General features: G+C 63.2%; 21 protein-coding genes. 6 read left to right on the top strand and 15 right to left on the bottom strand.

Annotation, left to right across the window (positions count from 1 at the left end):
* Positions 1 to 102: 102 nt before the first annotated feature.
* From BLR13_RS04925 to BLR13_RS04885, 10 genes are all read right to left on the bottom strand, one after another.
* Positions 103 to 1,191 (bottom strand): TRAP transporter substrate-binding protein, encoded by a 1,089-nt coding sequence (locus BLR13_RS04925; RefSeq protein WP_074827129.1) that lies wholly within the window; start codon positions 1,189 to 1,191, stop codon positions 103 to 105.
* 114 nt (positions 1,192 to 1,305) lie between these two features.
* Positions 1,306 to 2,280, bottom strand: a complete 975-nt coding sequence (locus tag BLR13_RS04920) for a zinc-binding dehydrogenase (RefSeq protein ID WP_074827131.1) — start codon at positions 2,278 to 2,280, stop codon at positions 1,306 to 1,308.
* 193 nt (positions 2,281 to 2,473) lie between these two features.
* Positions 2,474 to 3,469, bottom strand: a complete 996-nt coding sequence (locus BLR13_RS04915; protein ID WP_074827133.1) for an NAD(P)H-dependent flavin oxidoreductase — start codon at positions 3,467 to 3,469, stop codon at positions 2,474 to 2,476.
* Positions 3,470 to 3,683: 214 nt separating this feature from the next.
* Positions 3,684 to 4,118: a CBS domain-containing protein gene (locus BLR13_RS04910; RefSeq protein WP_074827135.1), complete on the bottom strand. Its 435-nt coding sequence runs from the start codon at positions 4,116 to 4,118 to the stop codon at positions 3,684 to 3,686.
* A gap of 277 nt (positions 4,119 to 4,395) precedes the next feature.
* Positions 4,396 to 5,712 (bottom strand): oxalate/formate MFS antiporter, encoded by a 1,317-nt coding sequence (oxlT, locus tag BLR13_RS04905; protein WP_074827137.1) that lies wholly within the window; start codon positions 5,710 to 5,712, stop codon positions 4,396 to 4,398.
* A 261-nt stretch (positions 5,713 to 5,973) separates the two neighbouring features.
* Positions 5,974 to 7,263 (bottom strand): oxalate/formate MFS antiporter, encoded by a 1,290-nt coding sequence (gene oxlT, locus BLR13_RS04900; protein WP_074827139.1) that lies wholly within the window; start codon positions 7,261 to 7,263, stop codon positions 5,974 to 5,976.
* Between the two features lie 267 nt (positions 7,264 to 7,530).
* Entirely contained in the window at positions 7,531 to 7,668 is a 138-nt protein-coding gene (locus BLR13_RS41030; RefSeq protein ID WP_171944994.1) for a hypothetical protein, read from the bottom strand.
* Positions 7,669 to 7,888: 220 nt separating this feature from the next.
* Positions 7,889 to 9,166, bottom strand: coding sequence for a formyl-CoA transferase (frc, locus tag BLR13_RS04895; protein WP_074827140.1), 1,278 nt, complete (start codon positions 9,164 to 9,166; stop codon positions 7,889 to 7,891).
* A 160-nt stretch (positions 9,167 to 9,326) separates the two neighbouring features.
* Positions 9,327 to 11,069 carry an oxalyl-CoA decarboxylase gene (gene oxc / locus BLR13_RS04890; RefSeq protein ID WP_074827142.1) on the bottom strand — a complete coding sequence of 581 codons (1,743 nt, stop codon included), beginning with the start codon at positions 11,067 to 11,069 and terminating at the stop codon, positions 9,327 to 9,329.
* 64 nt (positions 11,070 to 11,133) lie between these two features.
* Complete coding sequence (locus BLR13_RS04885; RefSeq protein ID WP_074827145.1) at positions 11,134 to 11,829, bottom strand: GntR family transcriptional regulator; 696 nt, start codon at positions 11,827 to 11,829, stop codon at positions 11,134 to 11,136.
* 217 nt (positions 11,830 to 12,046) lie between these two features.
* On the opposite strand from BLR13_RS04885, the gene BLR13_RS04880 reads away from it, so the two are divergent.
* Entirely contained in the window at positions 12,047 to 14,176 is a 2,130-nt protein-coding gene (locus tag BLR13_RS04880) for an acetate--CoA ligase family protein (protein ID WP_074827148.1), read from the top strand.
* A gap of 170 nt (positions 14,177 to 14,346) precedes the next feature.
* Positions 14,347 to 14,736 (top strand): DUF1236 domain-containing protein, encoded by a 390-nt coding sequence (locus BLR13_RS04875; protein WP_074827150.1) that lies wholly within the window; start codon positions 14,347 to 14,349, stop codon positions 14,734 to 14,736.
* Between the two features lie 82 nt (positions 14,737 to 14,818).
* Here the strand turns inward: BLR13_RS04875 and BLR13_RS04870 are convergent, their stop codons facing one another.
* The 3 genes from BLR13_RS04870 to BLR13_RS04860 form a co-directional block, all read right to left on the bottom strand.
* The gene (locus tag BLR13_RS04870; RefSeq protein ID WP_074827151.1) at positions 14,819 to 15,181 is read right to left on the bottom strand and encodes a VanZ family protein; all 363 of its coding nucleotides are present in this window, start codon (positions 15,179 to 15,181) and stop codon (positions 14,819 to 14,821) included.
* A gap of 111 nt (positions 15,182 to 15,292) precedes the next feature.
* The gene (locus BLR13_RS04865; RefSeq protein WP_074827153.1) at positions 15,293 to 15,907 is read right to left on the bottom strand and encodes a thiamine pyrophosphate-dependent enzyme; all 615 of its coding nucleotides are present in this window, start codon (positions 15,905 to 15,907) and stop codon (positions 15,293 to 15,295) included.
* Between the two features lie 8 nt (positions 15,908 to 15,915).
* Entirely contained in the window at positions 15,916 to 16,485 is a 570-nt protein-coding gene (locus BLR13_RS04860) for a thiamine pyrophosphate-binding protein (RefSeq protein ID WP_074827156.1), read from the bottom strand.
* Between the two features lie 293 nt (positions 16,486 to 16,778).
* On the opposite strand from BLR13_RS04860, the gene BLR13_RS04855 reads away from it, so the two are divergent.
* Together BLR13_RS04855 and BLR13_RS04850 are read left to right on the top strand one after the other, a co-directional pair.
* Positions 16,779 to 17,828: a hydroxyacid dehydrogenase gene (locus tag BLR13_RS04855; protein ID WP_074827158.1), complete on the top strand. Its 1,050-nt coding sequence runs from the start codon at positions 16,779 to 16,781 to the stop codon at positions 17,826 to 17,828.
* 13 nt (positions 17,829 to 17,841) lie between these two features.
* A complete protein-coding gene (locus tag BLR13_RS04850) occupies positions 17,842 to 18,702 on the top strand; it encodes an alpha/beta fold hydrolase (RefSeq protein ID WP_074827160.1) in 861 nt (286 codons plus the stop codon).
* Between the two features lie 9 nt (positions 18,703 to 18,711).
* Here BLR13_RS04850 and BLR13_RS04845 read toward each other — a convergent pair whose 3' ends face one another.
* Positions 18,712 to 19,602 (bottom strand): MBL fold metallo-hydrolase, encoded by an 891-nt coding sequence (locus BLR13_RS04845; RefSeq protein ID WP_074827162.1) that lies wholly within the window; start codon positions 19,600 to 19,602, stop codon positions 18,712 to 18,714.
* An 18-nt stretch (positions 19,603 to 19,620) separates the two neighbouring features.
* A complete protein-coding gene (locus tag BLR13_RS04840) occupies positions 19,621 to 20,835 on the bottom strand; it encodes an ABC transporter substrate-binding protein (RefSeq protein ID WP_074827164.1) in 1,215 nt (404 codons plus the stop codon).
* Positions 20,836 to 20,953: 118 nt separating this feature from the next.
* On the opposite strand from BLR13_RS04840, the gene BLR13_RS04835 reads away from it, so the two are divergent.
* A complete protein-coding gene (locus tag BLR13_RS04835; RefSeq protein ID WP_074827165.1) occupies positions 20,954 to 21,682 on the top strand; it encodes a TetR/AcrR family transcriptional regulator in 729 nt (242 codons plus the stop codon).
* The gene (locus tag BLR13_RS04830) at positions 21,660 to 22,220 is read left to right on the top strand and encodes a carboxymuconolactone decarboxylase family protein (protein WP_074831885.1); all 561 of its coding nucleotides are present in this window, start codon (positions 21,660 to 21,662) and stop codon (positions 22,218 to 22,220) included. The genes BLR13_RS04835 and BLR13_RS04830 overlap by 23 nt, the downstream gene beginning before the upstream one ends.
* The last annotated feature ends 2 nt before the right edge of the window (positions 22,221 to 22,222 follow it).

Below are 22,222 nucleotides of genomic sequence, written 5' to 3'. Positions count from 1 at the left end.
TAATCCGCCGTTACACGTCGGCGAAGAAGGCGGATTACGCTTCCGCCTTCGCTCTTCGAGCTACGGCGGACAAGCCGCTAATCCGCCCTACGCACTACGAACTCAGGTCTTGCGCATCTTGCCGAGCAGGAAGTTGTCGTAATAGTTTTCCGCGATCTGCGTGTAGAACATCAGTTCCTTCATATACGCGTCGTGGCTCTCCTTGGTGCGCTTGAACAGCGCGCTTTTCTCGGCCAGCTCGTTCAGATGGTCCTGCGTCGCCTTGTAGCTCGCCTCCATGACCGGTTGCGGGAACGCACGCAGCTCGGCGCCGCCAGCGATCAGGCGCTTGAGGGCAGCCGGATTGACGCTGTCGTATTTTTCCAGCATCCACGCGCCGGCGGCGGAGCCGGCCTGGTTGAGGATCGCCTGGTATTGTTTGGGAAGTGCTGCCCACTTCTCGTCATTGACGATCATGTGCAGCATGGCCCCGCCTTCCCACCAGCCGGGGAAGTAGTAGTACTTCGCCACCTTGTAGAACCCGAGTTTTTCGTCGTCATAGGGGCCGACGAATTCCACGGCATCGATCGTGCCCTTCTCGAGCGCCGGATAGATGTCGCCGGCGGCGATCTGTTGCGGCACGACGCCCAGCCGGGCGAGCACGTGGCCGCCCAGCCCGGCGATGCGGAATTTCAGGCCGTTGAGGTCCTCGACCGTCTTGATCTCCTTGCGGAACCAGCCGCCCATCTGCGTGCCGGAGTTGCCGCACAGGATGGCGTGCGCCTTGAAGGGTTTCAGCGCCTCGTTGACGAGCGCATCGCCGCCGCCGAACGCCCACCAGGATTCCTGGTGGCGGTGGTTCATGCCGAACGGCGCGCCGGTCGCGTAGGCCAGCGCCGGCTCCTTGCCGATGTAGAAATAAAGCGGCGTCTGCGCCATCTCGACGGTCGCGGTGCCGACGGCATCGAGCGCCTGCAGGCCCGGCACGATCTCGCCGGCCGCGAAGGTCTGGATCTGGAACTTGTTGTCGGTGGCGTCGGCGACGTATTTCGCAAAGGTCTGCGCGGTGCCGTAAATCGTGTCGAGCGATTTTGGAAAGCTCGACGTCAGCCGCCACTTGATCTCGGGCGCTGATTGCGCGATCGCAGGTGCTGCCACCAGCGTGGTCGCGCCGGCCGCGGCGCCGGCTGTGAGGAACGTACGGCGTTTCATTGCGGTTACTCCGTTAGAACTTTGTAGGATGGGTGGAGCGAAGCGATACCCATCAGTACCGCCCGTGTGGCGATGGGTATCGCTTCGCTCCACCCATCCTAAACACTTGCCGGATTAATGCCGTACCACGATCTTGCCGAGGTGCTGGTTGGCTTCCATGTGCTCGAACGCCTTGCCGATCTCGGCGAAGGAAAAGACCTTGTCGATCGGCAGTTGCAGTTTTCGCGATTCCACCGCGGACCAGATGTCCTTGCGAACCTCGTTGAAGATCTCGCGGACTTCCTCGATTGAGCGGGTGCGGAAGGTGACGCCGATATAGTTGATGCGGCGGGCGGCGTGCAGGTCGAAGTTGAAATCGGCATGGGTGCCGCCGAGCCGGCCGACATTGACGATGCGGCCCTTGATCTTGGTCGCCTTGAGGTTCTGGTTGGCGACCGCGCCCGACACCTGGTCGACGATCAGGTCGACGCCTTCGCCGTCCGTCGCCTTCAGCACCTGATCGACCCAGGCCGGATCTTTTGAATTCACCGCGAGGTCGGCGCCAAAATCCTTCAGGCGGCCGCGGCGCATCTCGTCCGTCGAGGAGCCGATCACGAGCTTGGCGCCCTTGAATTTTGCGATCTGCATCGCCATCAACCCGACGCCGGAGCTGGCGCCCTGGATCAGCACGGTCTGGCCTTCCCTTAGGGCACCCGCGGTGACGACCGCGTTGTGCATGGTCGCGAGCGCGACGGGCAGGGTGGCTGCTTCCTCAAAGCTCATGTTGCCCTGCGCCGGCAGATGAAACAGCCGGCCGTGATCGGTCAGCGCGTATTCGGCGAACGCCGCACCGCCCGATCCCATCACGCGATCGCCGACCTTGACGCCTTTGGCGTCGGGTCCGAGTTCGGCGACTTCGCCGGCCCATTCCATGCCCAGCACCGTGCCGACGCCGCCGGCCGCGCCATGGGCGTGGCCCTTGGTCATGCCGAGGTCGGCACGGTTGAGGCCGTTGGCCCGGACATGCACCAGCACCTGCGTGCCCTTCGGCGAAGGTTTTGCGACATCGGTGATCTCGGCGCCGTTGGCGCCGTAAACATAGGCCTTCATGGGAATACTCTTTGTTGGAGCTTTATTGAATTGGATCGAGTCGGCGCGCGGCGGGCGAGGGGACTCTTTGCGCGTCCCTGTGCGGAGGCACCCCCACCCATAGCCGATGCTCCGCATCGGCGTTCTCATATCAAGAACGGCGGCCATAGGCCGCCTGTGCCTCCCCCACGAGCGGGAGAGGGGGATCATTTCCTTATTCCGCGGCCTGACGGCTGGCGCCGGACATCATGCCTTCGAGCCGGCTGCGGATGATGGCTTCGGCTTCGCGCATGATGCGCGACACCAGTTCGGCGCAGGTCGGGATATCGTGGATCAGGCCCTGGACCTGGCCGGCCGACCAGATGCCTTCATCGGCATCGCCCGACGCGTAGACCATCTTGCCGCGGGCGCCGGCGACGAGTTCGCGGACGTCCTCGAACTTGGCGCCTTCCTTCTCCATCGCGACGACCTTGGTCGAGATCGCGTTCCTGGCGACGCGCGAGGTGTTGCGCATGGTGCGGAAGATCAGTTCGGTCTCGCGCTCGTCGTTGGCGACGATCTTTTCCTTCACCAGCTGATGGATCGGGCTTTCCCTGGTGCACATGAAGCGCGTGCCCATGTTGATGCCCTCGGCGCCGAGCGCCAGTGCGGCAACGAGGCCGCGGCCGTCGCCGAAGCCGCCGGAGGCGATCATCGGAATCTTGACCTTGTCGGCAGCGGCCGGGATCAGGATCAGGCCGGGGGTGTCGTCCTCGCCGGGATGGCCGGCGCATTCAAAGCCGTCGATCGAGATCGCATCGGCGCCCATCCGCTCCGCCGAGAGCGCGTGGCGAACGCTGGTGCATTTATGCAGGATCTTGATGCCGTGCTTCTTGAATTCGGTGACGTGCTCCTGCGGCTTGTTGCCGGCGGTCTCGACCATCTTGATGCCGGCCTCGATGATGGCCTGGCGATATTCGGCGTAGGGCGGCGGCTTGATGGTCGGCAGGATGGTGAGGTTCACGCCAAAGGGCTTGTCGGTCAGGTCGCGGCAGCGCGCGATTTCCTTTGTCAGGTCTTCCGGCGTCGGCTGGGTCAGCGCGGTGATCAGGCCGAGCGCGCCGGCATTGGCGACGGCGGCGACCAACTCGGCGCGGCCGACCCACTGCATGCCGCCCTGGACGATCGGGTGCTCGACGCCGACGAGTTCGGTAAAGCGCGTCTTGATCATGTTGGCCCTCTGTTTCCCGGCTGTTTCTGTGGCGCGGAATATCGCGCACGCTTGTTTTCGGGAAACAGGATGCCGTCCGGCCCGGCAAAAGTCTACCGGGCAGGGGTGGTTAAGCCCATGCGGAAATGCGGGGAGGGCAGACGGCCGCTGGCCCTCACCGGGCCGTCGATTCGCGTGGGTTACAATCCAAAGTCGCGCAATTGAATCCGCGCGCTCAGGCCGCGCTGGCGGCCGGCTTCGCGGCGCGGGCCTCGTCGTCGTACGCGCTCGAGATGTCGCGCATGCTGATGACGCCGATCAGGCTGTAATTGTCGATCACCGGCAGGTGGCGGATGTGCGCGCGGTTCATGATGTGGCGCACATGCTCGAGCGTATCGGTCGAGTTGCACGACAGCAGCTGCTGCACCGAGATCAGTTGCGAGACCTTGAGGTTGGCGCCGGCAGCACCATGTTCGGCAATGGCGCGAACCACGTCGCGCTCGGTGAACATGCCGACGGCGGTGTTGCCCTCGGTGCGGACAACGTCCTTGACGACAAGCGCGCTGATATTGCTGGAGCGCATCAACTGGGCGGCAATGGCAACGGTCTCGTTCATGCGAACCGTGGCGACACGGGCGGCTTTCTTGCGCAGGACATCTCCGACTTGCATGGCAACCTCCTAGTGTGGGTCAGGCGGGGATTCTGGTATACATAATGCCAATTGTCAACTCGGAACGATCGCAGCATCTTCCCTATTTTTGTAAATAAACAGGCAGCATCACTGACGTTTAGGCCGTCCGCCGGCGCCCGCTGTCGCGCCTTGGCAGCGGCCAAGACGAGCGACTTGTATTTTGTATACCTATTAGCGGAGCCGCAAAAAAAGCGCACCGGAGTGCGCCTTTTCGATCTCGGGGTAACGTGAAGCCGTCTCGCTCAGGCCGTCTCGCTCAGGCCGTCTTGGCATTCCCAGCGGCGGCCTCGTCGGCCGCGGTTTCGTTGCCGAGGATGAAGTTGCGCCGCATCGGCTTGATCACGAACAGCGCCATCAAGGCCGCGGTGGCGTTGAGCGCAACGGCCATCACGAACACCGCCTGCCAGCCGTAGCTGGTGGCGACGATGCTGGCGAGCGGCACCAAGAGCGAGGCGGTGCCCTTCGCCGTGTAGAGCATGCCGTTGTTGGTGGTGGCGTATTTGACGCCGAACGTATCGCCGCAGGTGGCGGGGAACAGGCTGTAGATTTCGCCGAACACGCCGAAATACACCGCGGTCGCCAGCACGAAGACAACCGGTACATGGCCATAGGCCGACAGCGTCAGCAGCATCAGAGCCGCCGTGCCGAACGCGATGAACATGGTGTACTCGCGGCCGATATTGTCGGACACCCAGCCGAAGAACGGACGGCCGAAGCCGTCGAAGATGCGGTCGAGCGAGATCGCAAAAGTCAGTGCCGCCATCTGGAAGCCGGCGAGGCTGACCGGCGTGTTGGCGATCTTGAAGTCGTGCGCGATCGGCGCGATCTGGGCTGCCGTCATCAGTCCGCCGGCCGCGACCATCACGAACACCGCGTACATCACCCAGAAGATCGGGCTACGCAGCACCTGCGGCGGCGTGAAGTCGATCCTGGTCTGCGGCAGGTTGAGCTGTTTCTTCTTCGCCGGCATCGCCACCGTCGGCGGGCGAATGAAGAAGGCGAGGATGAAAACGATCAGGCCCTGTCCGATGCCGAAATCGAAGAACGCGGCCTGATAGCCGCTGGCGCTGATCATGTTGGCGATCGGCACCACCGTGATCGCGGCGCCCGCGCCGAAGCCGGCCGCGGTGGCGCCGGCGGCGAGGCCGCGGCGATCGGGAAACCACTTTAGCGCGTTGCCGACGCAGGTGCCGTACACGGCGCCGGCGCCGATGCCGGCGATCACGGCCGCGGTGTAAAGCAGCGTCAGCGAGTCCGCATATGAATTCAGGATCCAGGCCAGCGCGATCATCACGCCGCCGAACATCACGACTTTGCTTGGGCCGTACTTGTCGACGAACCAGGCCTCGACCGGCACCAGCCAGGTCTCGGTCACGACAAAGATCGTAAAGGCGAGCTGGATCGCCGCGCGGCCCCAGTGGTGCTTGGCGTCGATCGGATCGACAAACAGCGTCCAGCCGTATTGGAGGTTCGCAATCATCGCCATGCAGACGATGCCCATCACGAGCTGAAGCCAGCGGAAGCCGCTGGAGGTGGGCGCTGCCGGCGTGGCGGCCGTTGTGCTGGAAACCATGTGCCCTCCCAGGCGCGTTGCCGTTTGTGACTTAGTGTCGCAAAGGTTGTGACTGATCGTCACACGCATTGGTCGGATGCTGGTATATTATATTCCAGGATGCAAGCTAATCATTGGTTGCGGCGCAGCATCCTCCCCGGGCAAATCGCGCAGCTCCTGCGCGAAAAGGCCAGGCCGGGCCAAAGGTAAGCCGAGCCCAGCCGCAACAAAAAAGCGCCCGACCCTGGGGTCGAGCGCTTCGTTTGCAACAGGTTTTTCGCTTCAGGAGGCGACCGCCTTGGCCACCACCGTCTTGCGCCATGGCTTGAGCACGAGGATCGCCAGCAGCGATGCCAGGATGTTGGCGCCGGCCGCAATGATGAAGACGTTGTCCCACGTTCCCGAGGATTGCTGCATGTAGTTCGCGATCGGAACCAGCAGCGCCGCGGTGCCCTTTGCGGTGTAGAGCAGGCCCGCATTGGTGGTCGCGAATTTGGCGCCGAAGGTATCGGTGCAGGTCGAGGGGAACAGCGAATAGATCTCACCCCAGGCGAAGAACACGAAGCCCGACAGGATGACGAACCAGACCGGATCGTGGCCCAGCATGTAGAGCGCCCAGATGCCGACGCCTTCCATGCCGAAGGCGATGAACATGGTGTTCTCGCGGCCGATCATGTCGGAGATCCAGCCGAAGAACGGGCGCGTCAGGCCGTTGAGAACGCGATCGATGGTGGCGGCGAACGTCACCGCCGTCATCGTCATTCCGATCAGGGTGACCGGGATCGCATCGACCTTCCAGTCGACCGCGATCGGCTTGAGGTTCGCCGTGACCATCAATCCGCCGGCGCCGACGATCACGAACATCAAGTACATCAGCCAGAAGATCGGCTGGCGGATCACTTCGGTCGGCTGGTAGTTGCGGCGGGTCTGGATCACGTTGGCATTGGCGATGACCGCCGGAACCTGTCCGGCCTTCGGCGCCAGCAGGAAGAAGGCGAGCAGCACGATGAGGATGCCCTGGCCCAATCCGAAATAGAGGAAGGTGGTCTGGAAGCCGGAGTCCTTGATCATCGCCTGGATCGGCGCGACCGTCAGCGCCGAGCCTGCGCCGAAACCGGCGGCGGTGATGCCGGCGGCGAGGCCGCGCTTGTCGGGAAACCATTTCAGCGCGTTGCCGACGCAGGTGCCGTAGACGCCGCCGGCGCCGATGCCCGCCACGATCATCCCGAGGTAATAACCGTTCAGGGTGGTGGCCTCGGCGTTGATCACCCATCCGATGGCGCACAGGATGCCGCCGATGAGAACCACGAGGCGCGGGCCGTATTTGTCGACGAACCAGCCTTCAACCGGCACCAGCCAGGTTTCGAACAGCACGAACAGCGTGAACGCCCACTGGATCGAGGCGCGATCCCAGCCGAATTTCTTCTGGATGTCGGGGACGAAGAAGGTCCAGCCGTACTGGTAATTGGCGATCATCACCATCGCGGCGACACCGATCGCAAGTTGCGTCCAGCGATAGGTATCGCTCACACGCGCGGCTGTCGGAACTGTTGCCTCAACCATATCCGTCATTGCTCCTCCCGAAGCGCGCTTCTGTTGATAGGTGAGCGCTATGCCGCCATTTTGGTATCCGATATGCCAAGGTTCAAGCGAATTGGCGCGGCCGCACGGGATGCGTGCTTATATGTCGCAGCACGCGTGACCGGCGACAAAGGCGGCGCGACGGCGCCATAAAAAATGGCCCCGGTGATCGGGGCCATTGGTCAATAGTCGAAGGCTGGGGAGAAGCCGGATGCCATCCACGGGAAACTGCGATGGCAGCCCGTGATTCGCAGGGGCTCAGAGACCGAAGTGGGGCAGGTCGCCGTTACGGTTGGAGATGCGCGCGCTGGCCATCAACAGGCGGTCGATCGTCGCCATCAGACGTGCGAACAGCGAGCTGGAGGGTACGAGGTCGATGGATGCAGTCTTGGACATCTGGGTCCCCTTTTCTTGAAGTGCGGAACGGCTCCGCTTCGTGATCTGGGGTCAATTTATGTATACCAGATACCAGTCGCAACAGACTTGTTTGCATGGCAGCAATCAAGAGTTTGCAATGCAACATAAATAGGGCAATTGGCATTCCAGATCATGAAAAGGCCGCCGGAAACCGGCGGCCTTAACAATCCCTTGGCCGATACTGGCAGGCGAGACGGGTCTATTCGGCCGCCTGCTTGCGCGGCGGGTCGAGCGCGCCGGAATCGTGGATTTCGGCGACCTGGTGGTCGGAGAAGCCGAGCACCTGGCGCAGGATTTCGTCGGTGTGCTCGCCGAGCAGTGGCGAGCGGGTGACGTCGCTCGGGGAGTCCGACAGCTTGATCGGGTTGCCGACCGAGATGTACTTGCCGCGGGTGGGATGGTCGACCTCGACCACGGTGCCGGTGGCGCGCAGCGACTGGTCTTCCGCGATCTCCTTCATCGACAGGATCGGCCCGCAGGGGATGTCGTCCTTGTTGAGGATGTCCATCGCCTCGAACTTGGTCTTGGTCATGGTCCATTGTTCGATGCGCGCGAAGATCTCGTTGAGGCGCGACAGTCGGGCCGGCGGCTTGGCGTAATCCGGATGGGTCTTCCAGCCGGGCTCGCCGATCACGTCGCAGATCTTCTCCCAGACCGGCGCCTGGGTGATGAAATAGATATAGGCATTGGGATCCTGCTCCCAGCCCTTGCACTTCAGAATGCGGCCGGGCTGGCCGCCGCCGGAATCGTTGCCGGCGCGCGGCACCGCGTCGCCGAACGGAATGCCTTCGCCGAACTGGCTGTATTCCTTCAGCGGACCATGGGCGAGGCGCTGCTGGTCGCGCAGTTTGACGCGCGCCAGATTGAGCACGCCGTCCTGCATCGCGGCGGTGACTTTCTGGCCCTTGCCGGTGACGGTGCGCTGATAGAGCGCGGTGACGATGCCGAGCGCCAGATGCAACCCGGTGCCGCTGTCGCCGATCTGCGCGCCGGTGACCAGCGGCAGGCCGTCGCGGAAGCCGGTGGTCGATGCCGCGCCGCCGGTGCACTGGGCGACGTTCTCATAGACCTTGCAGTCTTCGTAGGGGCCGGGGCCAAAGCCCTTGATCGAGGCCACGATCATCTTCGGGTTGATGCTCTGGATCTTCTCCCAGGGGAAACCCATGCGATCGAGCACGCCGGGTCCGAAATTTTCCACCAGCACGTCGCAGCTCTTGATCAGCGCGGTGAGAACTTCCTTGCCCTTGGGGTTCTTGGTGTCGAGCGTGATCGAGCGCTTGTTGTGGTTCAGCATGGTGAAATACAGGCTGTCCACATTGGGGATATCCTGCAACTGGCCGCGTGTGATGTCGCCAACGCCGGGACGCTCGACCTTGATCACGTCGGCGCCGAACCAGGCCAGCAACTGCGTGCAGGTCGGTCCGGACTGGACGTGGGTGAAATCGAGAATGCGAACGCCCGTAAGCGCCTTTGTCATCGTCTTGCTCCTTCTACTCTCTCTGTTGCCGTCATGCCCGCGAAGGCGGGCATCCAGTATTCACCGTCGATTCAGTCGGGCACAGCCTTCGTCACACGATGGTTCGGCGCTTACTGGATTCCCCGCCTCTGCGGGGAATGACGCCGATGGGTCAATCAGTTCACTTCTTCTTCAGCGCGCTTTGCGGATTGAGGTTGCCGATGCGGCCGCTCTCGCTGCCGGCCGCCGGATCGATCACCGCGTTGATCAGCGTCGGTTTGCCGGAATCCATCGCCTCGTTGACGGCGCGCTTCAGTTCGTCGGGCGAGGTGGCGTTGACGCCGACGCCGCCGAAGGCTTCCATCATCTTGTCGTAACGCGAGCCCTTGACGAACACCGTCGTCGCCGGATCGGAATTTGCCGAGTTGACGTCGGTACCGCGATAGATGCCGTCATTGTTGAAGATGACGATGCAGATCGGCAGCTTGTAGCGGCAGATGGTCTCGACCTCCATGCCGGAGAAGCCGAACGCCGAGTCGCCTTCGACCGCCAGCACTGGCTTGCCGGTCTCGATCGCCGCGGCAATCGAATAGCCCATGCCGATGCCCATCACGCCCCAGGTGCCGACGTCGAGCCGCTTGCGCGGCTTGTACATGTCGATGACGCCGCGGGCGAGGTCGAGCGTGTTGGCGCCTTCGTTGACGAAGATCGCGTCGGGCCGCTCCTTGACGATGGTGCGCAGCGCGCCGAGCGCGCCGTGATAATCCATCGGCGAGGCGTTGCTCATCAGCTTCGGCGCCATCTTGGCGACGTTCTCGTCGCGCTTCTTGGCGACGGTCGAGAGCCAGTCGGCCGGCGCCGGCGACCAGTTGCCGCCCATGGCTTCGAGAAATGCCGACACGCAGGAGCCGATATCGCCGACCACGGGGGCCACGATCTCGACGTTGGAATCCATTTCCTTCGGCTCGATATCGATCTGGATGAATTTCTTCGGCGCATCGCCCCAGGTCTTGCCCTTGCCGTGCGAGAGCAGCCAGTTGAGACGGGCGCCGATCAGCATGACGACGTCGGCATCTTTCAGCACGGTGGAGCGCGCCGCGCCGGCGGACTGTGCATGGGTGTCCGGCAGCAGGCCCTTGGCCATGCTCATCTGCAGGAACGGCACGCCGCTCTTTTCGACGAACTTGCGGATGTCGTCATCGGCCTGCGCGTAGGCCGCACCCTTGCCGAGGATGATGAGGGGACGCTTGGCGCTCTTGAGCACGTCGAGCGCGCGCTTGACCGCCGACGGCGCCGGGATCTGCGCCGGCGCTGCGTCGATCACCTTGACCAGCGACTTGGCGCCGGCCGCCGCATCCATTACCTGGCCGAACAGCTTTGCGGGCAGATCGAGATAGACGCCGCCCGGACGGCCCGACACCGCGGCGCGGATCGCACGCGCCAGGCCGATGCCGATGTCGGCGGCATGGAGCACGCGGAACGCCGCCTTGCACAGCGGTTTGGCAATCGCGAGCTGGTCCATCTCTTCATAGTCGCCCTGCTGCAGGTCGACGATTTCACGCTCGGACGAGCCCGAGATCAGGATCATCGGAAAGCAGTTGGTGGTGGCGTGGGCGAGCGCGGTCAGGCCGTTGAGAAAACCCGGCGCCGAGACGGTGAGGCAGATGCCGGGCTTCTTGGTCAGAAAGCCGGCAATCGAGGCGGCGTAACCTGCGTTCTGCTCGTGGCGGAACGACAGCACGCGAATGCCCGCCGCCTGCATCATGCGGCCGAGGTCGGTGATCGGGATGCCCGGCACGCCGTAGATGGTGTTGATGCCGTTGAGCTTCAGCGCATCGATGACGAGATGAAAGCCGTCCGTCAGTTCTCCTTGCAGCTCTTGCTCGGAGCCCGGTGCTTCGGTCTTGGTCGCGGTGTTCAGCATCGGATTCTCTCCCTGATCGCTTTGGTTCGGACGACTTTGATCGTCTTCTGATGCGAAGTTGCTTCTATGTAAAAAGTTCTTGGCCGTGCGCCTCGACATAGGCGGCAAGGCCCAGCGTGTGATCGCGTGCGCGCTTCTCGGCGAGCTCGGTATCGCGCGCTTCCAGCGCCTCGATGATGCCCATATGCTCGGGGAGGGATGTCGCGGTGCGATCCGTGCGACCGATGGTCAATTGCCGGTAGCCGCGCACGTGCAGCAGGATATCGTTGGTCATGTCGACCAGTACGGGCGATTCCGACAACGAGATCAGCGCCTGGTGGAAGGCGATATTGGCCTTGGAATATTCCTCGATGTGATCCTGCGGCAGGCGGTCCTTGCCGAAATCCTTGAAGAAGTCGCGCAGCGCCGTGATGTCCTTCTTGCGCGCGGTGGTCGTGATCAGGCGCGCGGCCATGCTCTCGAGCGCAGCCCAGGCGCGGATCATGTCGACGATCTCGGCCTTGGTGCGGCGGACCACGACAATGCCGCGGCGCGGCACGGTCTTGACGAAGCCGTCCTGCTCCAGCATCGCGATGGCTTCGCGAATGGGGGTGCGGCTGACGCCGAGGCGTTCGGACAGTGCGCGCTCGTCGAGCATCACCTGCTCGGGAGTCGCATAGATGTCCATCTTGAGAATAGCTTCCTTCAAGGCGTCATAGGCCTTGTTCTTGAAGCTCGTCTCAGGCGCAATCCGAACGATCGTGATATCTGCCTCGGGCATAACAGGCGAAGCCTTGGGTTGTTTGCGTGCGGGCACGATTCGTCTCCATCCATGGGAGACATCTTGTAGCAGAAGATTACCGCTTAATTTTTGGCATACCAAATACCACCATGTCAAGTTGCCCGTGTTTTCAGCGTTTCCACAGGATCATGCGGCTTGACAATCTCTCCGCTGGCATACCAAATGCCATAAAATAGACGTCCCCCGGAGGAAACCAATGTTGAATTCCAAAGATGCGGTCCGCAAGGTTCTCGATGCGGTCAAAGCGGACAAACGCACCAGCCTGACGGCGCCGGAAGGCAAACTGGTCTGCGATGCCTACGGAATCCCGGTTCCGAAGGAGGGGGTGGCGAAGTCCGCCGCCGAAGCCGCCAAGCTGGCTGATGGCATGGGCTTCCCGGTGGTGATGAAGATCGTCTCGCCGGATATCCTGCACAAGACCGAAGCCGGCGGCGTGATCGTCGGCGTCAAGACCGCGGCCGACGCGGAAAAGAGCTACGACACCATTCTGGCCAATGCGAAGAAGTATAAGGCCGATGCCAAGATCGAGGGCATCCAGGTGCAGCAGATGCTGGCCGGCGGCACCGAAGTCATCGTCGGTTCAATTACCGACGGATCGTTCGGCAAGCTGGTCGCGTTCGGCCTCGGCGGCGTGCTGGTCGAAGTCTTGAAGGACATCACCTTCCGTCTCGCGCCCGCGACCAAGGACGACGCGCTGTCGATGCTGGACGGCATCCAGTCCCATGACATGCTGAAGGGCGTGCGTGGCGGCGATCCCGTCAACCGCGACGCGCTGGCCGACGTCATCGTCAAGGTGTCGAAACTCGTCAGCGACTTCCCCGAAATCGTCGAGCTCGATCTCAACCCGGTATTCGCCACCAAGAAGGACGCGATTGCCGCGGACGTGCGCATCGTCGTCGATTTCGACTACAAGCCGCGCCCGGCGCCGCGCCCGACCGAAGAGATCGTCGTCGCGATGAACCGCATCATGCAGCCGAAGGGCGTCGCCGTGATCGGCGCCTCCGCCGAAGACGGCAAGATCGGCAATTCCGTGATGAAGAACCTGATCAACGGCGGCTACAAGGGTGAGATCTATCCGATCCACCCCAAGGCCCCCGAGATCCTGGGCTACAAGGCCTACAAGAGCGTCAAGGACGTTCCCGGCGTGATCGACACCGCGGTGTTCGCGATCCCGGCAAAATTCGTCGCCGGCGCCTTGATCGAATGCGGCGAGAAGAAAATTCCCGGCGCCGTGCTGATTCCGTCGGGCTTTGCCGAAGCCGGCGCGCCCGAACTGCAGGCCGAGATCGTCGAGATCGGCAAGAAGTACAATGTCCGCCTGATGGGGCCGAACATCTACGGCTTCTACTATACGCCGGCCAATCTCTGCGCCACGTTCTGTACGGCCTACGACGTCAAGGGTTCGGCGGCGCTGTCGTCGCAGTCCGGCGGCATCGGCATGGCGATCATCGGCTTCTCGCGCTCGGCCAAGATGGGCGTCTCCGCGATCGTCGGCCTCGGCAACAAGTCCGACATCGACGAGGACGATCTGCTCGCCTTCTTCGAGCAGGACCCCAACACCAGCCTGATCGCCCAGCATTGCGAGGACCTGAAGGACGGCCGCGCCTTCGCGGAAGCCGCCAAGCGCGTCTCCAAAACGAAGCCGGTGATCGTGCTCAAGGCCGGCCGCACCTCGGCCGGCGCCAAGGCGGCGGCGTCGCATACCGGCGCACTCGCCGGCAACGACAAGATCTATGAAGACGTGCTCAAGCAGTCCGGCGTGATCCGCGCCCGCTCACTTCGCCAATTGCTCGAATTCGCGCGCGGCGTGCCTGTCTTGCCGACCCCGAAGGGTGAGAACATCCTGATCATCACCGGCGCGGGCGGTTCGGGCGTGCTGCTGTCGGACTCCGTGGTCGACAACGGCCTGTCGCTGATGGCGATGCCGCCGGACCTCGATGCCGCCTTCCGCAAGTTCATCCCGCCGTTTGGTGCTGCCGGCAACCCGGTCGACATCACCGGCGGCGAGCCGCCGATCACCTATGTCAACACCGTCAAGCTCGGCCTGTCGGATGAGCGCATTCATGCGCTGATCCTCGGTTACTGGCACACCATCGTGACGCCGCCGATGGTGTTCGCGCGCAACATGGTCGAAGTGAAGAAGGAGATGGAGGCCAAGGGTTTTGTGAAGCCGATCGTCGCCTCGCTCGCCGGCGACGTCGAGGTCGAGGAGGCCGCCGAATATCTCTACCAGAACGGCATCCCGTCCTATGCCTACTCGACCGAACTGCCGGTCGAGGTGCTCGGCGCCAAATACAAATGGGCGCGCGGCGCCGGCCTGCTGTAACGATCGATACAAGCCTCATGATTCAAATGCCGCCGGAGTTCCGGCGGCATTTTTGTTTGGAACCGGAACCGTTCGGGAACTGCTGGCGTGATGACATTAGCGGCAGCAGGAACCGGAACATCTCATGTCTCCGTTGGTTATGACGCATCGTCAAATCACTGGAGGACACGATGAACAAACGTCTTGTTGTTTCGCTGGTAGCGGCTTCGCTGCTGACCTCGGGCGCGGCCTTTGCGCAATCCACCACGGCAACGGGAGCCGCCAATGGCGCGGCCGCGGGCGGCTCGGTTGCAGGCCCGGTCGGCGAGGTCGTCGGCGGCACCGTAGGTGCGGCAGTCGGCCTGGGCCTGGAAATTCCAAATGCGGTGATCACGTCGGTGACATCAGAGCGCGCACCCTCGGTGACGGTGCGTGAGCGCGTCGTGGTCGGCGAACCGCTGCCGGAGGCCGTCGAGTTGCGGCCGGTGCCGAGCCATACCGAATATCGCTATGCCGTGGTCAACGATCGCCGCGTGATCGTGGAGCCGCGCACGCGCAAGGTCATCAAGATCATCGATTGATGATCGGGATTATCGACTAACGGGTGAAAGCCCGACGACCGATCGATCCTCGCGGGGCATTCGTCCCGCGGGGATTGTCGTATCAGGATGGGCTGGCGCCGGTTTGCCGGGTACGGCGGATGATCCAGTCCAGCGCGGCGGCAGCGGCAAGCCCGACGCAGGCCGCCAGCGCATCGACAATAAAGTCTTCGAGGCGGGCATGTCGTCCGGGCATCCAGAGCTGCAGGAGTTCGAGCACACCGGTGAGCCCGACCGCAAGCACGGCGGTCAGCCACCGGTTACGCGTGTAAGCGAGGCCGAAAGCGAGCCCCAGCAGCACGAAGGCCAGCGCATGCTCGCCGTCCTGTCCGAGATCGGAATGTGGCCGGTAGCCGGGTGGTCCCAGCGTCGCGAAGGCGACGGCGGCCGCGAGACACCAGGCGAAGAGGCGGAGGATGATCGTCATCGCGACGGCATAGCATGACTTGCGACCGGATATGACGCCAACGCGAGATCGTGATGCGCTTTGGTTAAGGCGCGATATCAGTGGTTAATGGCCAAGCCTTAAGCGGTTTGCCTATAGCAGTTCCCGCACGCCCATACCGTGCATGAAGCGCTCGCGGATCTGCACGGGATCGCGGCGGGTGGTTCCAGTGCCGGGCTTGTCGTCGATACGCACGCCGATCAGCGTCGGGCCCGAGGCCGACATCGATTGCTCGATCAGGCGCTCGAAATCTTCCTCATCCGCGGCCCAGGCGCTGTTGGTTAGACCGCTGGCGACTGCGATGGCGACGAGGTCGGCGACGGCGGCCGCCGGCGTCGGCTGGGCGCCGGTAATCTGGTAGACGCCATTGTCCATCACCACCATGGTTAGGTTCTTCGGCGCCAGCGTCGCGATCGTCGACAGCGAACCGAGTTGCATCAAAAGCGAGCCGTCGCCCTCGAGCGCGAACACGCGGCGCTTCGGCTGCGCCAGCGCCACGCCAAGCGCGATCGGGAAGGCGAGGCCCATGCTCCCAAGCATGTAGAAATTCTGCGGCCGGTGGCCGGCCGCCCAGAGGTCGAAATTGGTGTTGCCGATGCCGCCGACGACGGCTTCCTCGTTCTTCAGCTTGGCAACCAGCCGCGAAGTGACGTCGAACCGGTTCATGATCTTGGTATTGCGGGCGGGATTGTTGGCGGCGGTGTTCATGAGATCGCTCACTTGTCCAAGACTTTGCCGCCGGTCAGGAGCGGCGAGAGGATCAGCGCCACCGGCGCCTGCGTGGTGAGGGCCTGCTTGATCGAGCGGTCGACGATGAATTCGAATTCATCAAGGCGTGTGCAGGTGTGATGCTCCATCGCGAGCGAATCCAGCACCGGGCGCATGGTACGGCACACCAGCGACTGGCCGTAGTTGAATTCGCCAAGCGTGCCGCGTTCGGACACGAACATGATCAGCGGGATCTGGTAGGGGATCGCCAGCGACGCCAGGATATTGGCGAGCGTGGCAAAGCCGGAGGTCTGCATCAGCACCGCGCCGCGCATGCCGGCCATCCAGGCGCCGGAGACGATGCCGACGGCTTCTTCCTCGCGGGCGGTGGGAAACGTAGTGAAAAAAGGATCGGCGTGAATGTTCTTGATCAGCGTGGTCAGCACGCGATCCGGAACGTAGGGCACCAGCCGGATGTCGTTGCGTTTGAGCGCCTCCAGCACGATGCCGTGCCAGGTCTTTTCTGGCCCCTTCTCTTGCGCGCTCTGGGGCGACGTATGTGCCTCGGCAACCGCCATCTTGGTCTCCCTTTACCCGCGACGATCTTTCGTTCGCGCATCGTTTGAGCGCCGAACTTGACGTTCGCGGCGGGATTGTCAACATGCTCTCGCGTTACCGTGATCTGCTGACTTGCCGATGCCGTCGGTATGCCACCATGTGAAACGAGAAGTAACGAACAACACGGGGAGGACGCCATGGCCAGATGGTTCCGGACGGCTGCTTTGCGGTCGCTTAGGTCGACGCGTTAGCCTATCCCCGCCGCCAACCCTGCAAACGCCGTGATTTTCCGAACTGAAAGTTGCCTGCCAAAATGACCGTCAACAGCAAGCGCGTGTTCTACGTCAAATATCTCGCCCACCCGGTTTACGAGGAAATCATTAAAGCCCGTCCCGACGTCCGGCTGGACCGGCTCGAGAATGAGAGCCCGGATGCCGTCTCGGCGCCGGTGCTGGCGGCGGCGCATGCCTATCAGATCGGGGCGGCGCGCGACGAGCTGGCGCCGCATTTCCATGTCCATCGGGACCTGTTGCAGCGGGCGCCGAACCTCCTGATCGTTTCCTCCAACGGCGCGGGCTTCGACCCCGTCGACGTCGACGCCTGCACGGCAGCGGGCGTGCTGGTCGTCAATCAGTCCGGCGGCAACGCCAATTCGGTCGCCGAGCATGCGCTGGGCATGCTGCTGACGCTGTCCAAGCGCATCATCGAGGCCGACCGCGCGCTGCGGCGCGACGCCCATGTCAATCGCAACGCGCTGATGGGCAACGAAGCCAAAGGCAAGACCATCGGCATCGTCGGGATCGGCAATGTCGGCCGCCGCATCGCGGAGCTGTGCAAGGGCCTCTTGCACATGAAGGTGATCGCCTACGATCCTTTCCTGAGCGCCGAGGAAATAGCGGCGCGGGGCGCGGAGAAGGTCGAACTCGACGACCTGATGCGCCGATCGGATTTCGTGTCGATCTCGTGCCCGCTGAACAAGGATAATCGCGGCATGATCGGCGCGCGCCAGTTTGCGCTGATGCAGCCGCATGCGTTCTTCATCACCACCGCGCGCGGCTTCATTCACGACGAGAAGGCGCTGTATGACGCGTTGCGCGACAAGCGTATCGCCGGCGCCGGCCTCGACGTCTGGGACAAGGAGCCGCCGCCGGCGGAGCACCCGCTGCTGCAGTTCGACAACGTGCTGGCGAGCCCGCATACCGCCGGGGTCACCAAGGAAGCGCGCGAGAACATGGGCCGGATCGCGGCCGAGCAAATTCTCGACGCGCTCGACGGCAAGCGCCCGCCGCGCGTCATCAACCCCGAGGTATGGCCGGCCTACGCCAGGCGTTTCGAACAGACATTTGGGTTCGCACCGAAATAGGGCTGTGGGCGACATGGCCGAACCGGAAGACCGCTTCCACGAGTCCCAGGGACTGCGGCTGCATTATGCCGACTGGGGCAACGCGACCGCGCCGCCGCTGGTCCTGATCCATGGCGGGCTCGATCACTGCCGCAACTGGGATGCGATCGCGCGGGCCTTGCAGCCGCACTTCCATGTCGTGGCCCCGGATCTGCGCGGGCACGGCGATTCCGAATGGGCCAAGGGAAGCAGCTACACGCTCGCCGACAACGTCGTTGACCTCACGCGCCTGATCGCGGTCGCGGAGTTGAAGGATGCCGCCATCGTCGGCCATTCGATGGGCGGCATGGTCGCGCAGGCCTATGCCGGAACGTTCCCGGAGCGGGTGTCGCGGCTTGCCGTGCTTGACGGCACATTCCTGTCCTATGCGAGCCCAGCGCCGATCGACGAACAGATGTCGCGATGGATCAAGCAGCTCGATCGGATCGCACAGCACGAACCCACGGCCTTCAAGACGATCGAAGAAGCGGCGCTGCGGTTGTCGGGGCGCAACAAGCGGCTGACGCCGGAACAGGCGCTGCATCTGGCCCGCCACGGCGTTCGGCAGCATGCCGATGGCCTCTATCGCTGGAAGTTCGATCATTACCAGCGGGCGAGGGCGCCCTATCGATTGTCGCCGGACGACTATATCGGCCTGTGGTCGCGCATCCGTTGTCCGACGCTACTGATGTGGGGCAGCGAAAGTTTTCTGGCCGATCCGGAGGCCGCCGGCCTGCTGGCACATTTCAAGCACGCCGAGATGCTGAAGATCGCCGGCGCCGGGCACTGGCTCCATCATGACCGGCTCGATGAAGTGCTTGCGGCGTTGCGGCAGTTTCTCGGCGTGTCGGCCTGAGCAGCGCCGTTACAGAAACGCGAACCTGAAGGCCTCGCCGTGCGATACCACCCGGCCGGCGGTCGCCGCCGGAAAATGCCCGGTCAGAAGAATGCTCGGCGTATCGGCGAGCCTTTCGAGCAGTTTGACGCGCGTGGCCAGTGCCATGGCCTTGTCATAGTCAGCCGCATTCGACAGCCAGGGCGCGGCGCACTGGATCGGGTGATGAATGACGTCGCCGGACATCACGGCGTGATCGTGCGCGCCGCGGAGGTCGATCATCATGTTGCCGATGGTGTGGCCGGGCGCCGGAACGAAGCAGAAGGTGGCCTCGCGATCGTCGAACACACAGTGGTCGCTGTCGACAAATTCAGCCTGGCCGGCCGCGACGACGGGCAGGACCGAATCCACGAATGCCCCGCGGTTAACAGCGCGTTCCGGATTTTGCCGGTGCTGCCGGTCCCAATGGTCGTATTCCGTCCTCCCCATCAGGTAGCGCGCCTTGGGGAAGGTCGGCACCCAGCGTCCGTCGACCAGCCGCGTATTCCAGCCGACGTGATCGACATGCAGATGGGTACACATGACGAAATCGACGTCCTCGGGCTGCACGCCGAGTGCCGCCATGTTTTCGATATAGGGCTGGTTGAGCCGGTGCCAGAACGGCGCGCCCGGACGCTCCTTGTGATTGCCGCAGCAGGTATCGACGATGGCGGTCCAGCGTGGCGTGCGCACCACATAGGAATGGTGGCTGAGAATGAAGCGTCCGGTCTCCGGCTCGATGTAGCGGTGATCGAGCCAGCCGCGATTGGCCGCGATCACCTCGTCGGTAACGTTGGCAAACAGGAATTCCTTGTCGAGCGGAAGGGCCGGTATTTCCACCAGCCGGTCGATCCGCATGTCACCGATGGTGAGTTGTCGCATTGGACTATCTTCCGGTGATCAATTTTTCAGCAGTTCGCCGAAGCCGACCCATCGGGTTCCGTCGAAACGGATCAGTTGCAGCACGGTCATCGGCGTATAGCGTTCCGGCGAGTTGTTCACCGCGGTCCCGTTGATGAGCATCGGCAGCCGAAGGTCCTTCAGGCTGGTCGCCTGTTTCATGACATTGGCGCGCGTCAGGTCGTTCCCGGCAGCCTTGAGGGTCGCAACCAGGGTCTGCGCAATGGTGTAGCCGTAGACATTGAGCCAATCGCTCTTGTTGGCGTCCGGCAGATACTTGTCCATGAAGGCCAACCATTCCTTGTAGCCGGCATCGTCCTTCAGGCCGGGATCGGTGCTGTCCTTCAGATACTGGCTGGAGATGACGCCGGTCGAACTGTCACGCCCGGCGGGCTCCAGCACGCCGCTGATCGAGGCCGAGACGTTCGAGATGATCGTGACCGGCTTCCAGCCGATTTCGCCGATCTTGCGGATCGCCTGCGCTGCAAATTTCGGCGTCGCCGCCACCAGCACGACATCGGCGCCACTGCTCTTGAGCGTCAGGATCTGGGTATCGACCGTCGGCGAGGTCGTCTCATAGGGCGCCCTGGCAACGATCTGGTCGCCGTTGCCCAGGCCCTCTTCCAGCGCCTTCAGATAGTCCTTGCCGAGATCGTCGTTCTGATAGAGCACCGCGACCTTCGCGCTCGGATGGCTCGCCTTGATGTACTTGGCATAGGCCAGCGCTTCGTCGCGATAGGTCGGCTGCCAGCCCACCGTCCACGGAAAATTCTTCGGATCGTCCCACTTGGCGCCGCCGGAGCCGAGAAAAAGCTGTGGCACCTTCCTGTCGTTCAGGTATTTGTGCACGGCGCTGTTGGTCGGCGTTCCGACCCCGCCGAAGATCAGCAGCACCTCGTCGCTTTCGACCAGACGCCGCGTCTGTTCGACGGTCTTGGGCGGGCTGTAGGCATCGTCGGCGATGATCATCTGGATCTGCCGCCCGTTAACGCCGCCTTCCGCATTGACCTTCTTGAAATAGGCTTCGGCGGATTTGGCGATCTGCGCGAAGGCTGAGACGGGACCGCTCAGCGGCGCCGTGGTTCCGATCTTGATGGTCTTGTCGTCGGCGCCGGGATCGTATTTCGCCGGGGTCTGCGCCAGCGCGGGGACGGCGGCGAGCATCGACAGCGCGACGCCAAGGGCGGGTAGCTGGACTCCGGGAAATTGGCGCATCGGTATCTTCTCCCTGTTGTTCCGCTTCTTCGGGCGGCTCCGCGCGGCTGGCCAGCGGCTGCTAACGAACGATCGTTCGTCTGTTGACTATCGAACGAGCGTTCGTTAGTCAACGTGCATGATCGCACCCGCTTCCAGCGCGGCCGAAACGGCTGCACCCTCGACCCGCGAGCGTATCCTCGCCGAGGCGCTGAACCTGTTTGCCCAGAGCGGTTACGGCGGCGCCTCGATGCGCGAACTGGCGCGCCGGGTCGGTGTCCGCGAGAGCAGCCTCTACAACCATTTTCCCGGCAAGGCCGCGATCCTCGAAGCGATCGTCAGCGAATTCGGCCCGGCCAGCTCGGCGAGCCGGCTCGAGGCGCCGCGCTATCGGCAGCTTCGGCAGCAGCCTTCAGCATTCTGCCGGCAGTTTGCGCTCGATCTCGTCGCGCAATGGTCGGACCCGCGCGAGCACCAGTTCCAGAAGGTCATCACCGCGGAACGCAACCGGGTGCCGGGCATTCGCGCGAAATTCGCCGACCAGTTCTATTCGCGCGAACAGAGCCTGATGACGGACTATTTCCGCGGCTTCGCGCTTGCCGGCCTGATCTCGACCACGGATCCGCGCGAGATGGCGCGGCTGTTTGCGGCCGGTCTCATCTTCATTCGCCTCGAACACTTTGTGATGGGCGCGCAGCCGTCGCCCCACAGCAAGGTGATGGAAGCGGTCGATCATTTTCTGGCATTTTTCCTGTCCTTGCTGGCAGTCAAGGATATCGACGGGGCCGCCGCGGCAAAGCCGGGCAGGGCGAAGGCAAAACAAAGAAAAACCAAGGGAGAGACGCGTGGCAAGGTTACCCCTGATTGATCCGGAGCAGACCGCCGGCGATATCCGCACGTCGTTCGACAGGATGCCGGTCAAACTGAACATCTTTCGGATGATGGCGCATGCCGAAGCCAACATGATCCCGGCGATGCGGCTCGGCAATTCGATCCTGCATCGCCAGAAGCTTTCCGCCGTCAACCGCGAATTGCTGATCCTGCAGGCAGCCCACCTGGAAGGCGGCGCCTATGAATGGCGCCAGCATGTACCGATCGCGCTCGGCGTCGGCGTCACGCAGGCCCAGATCGATGCGCTGGCGCAGAATAATTACGAGGACGGCGCTTTCAACGCGGCCGAGCGCGCGCTGTTGCGGTTCGGGCGCGAAGTGATCGAGAACGTTCGCGTTCCCGCCGGGATATTCGCGCCGGTGCGCGATCATTTCAGCGACCAGGAGATCGTCGAATCGATTGTCGCGATCGGCTTCTATATGATGATGGCGCGACTGACGGAAGCCACCGAGACCGATCTCGATCCGTCGGCGGGCATGGCCGTGTTCAACGTCGGCAAGGGCCGGCCGACCTAGAT

It is taken from the genome of Bradyrhizobium ottawaense (genome assembly GCF_900099825.1).
Classification (GTDB): domain Bacteria; phylum Pseudomonadota; class Alphaproteobacteria; order Rhizobiales; family Xanthobacteraceae; genus Bradyrhizobium; species Bradyrhizobium ottawaense_A.
Note: the sequence above shows the minus strand (reverse complement) of the source record. Positions and strands in the feature narration are given on the sequence as shown.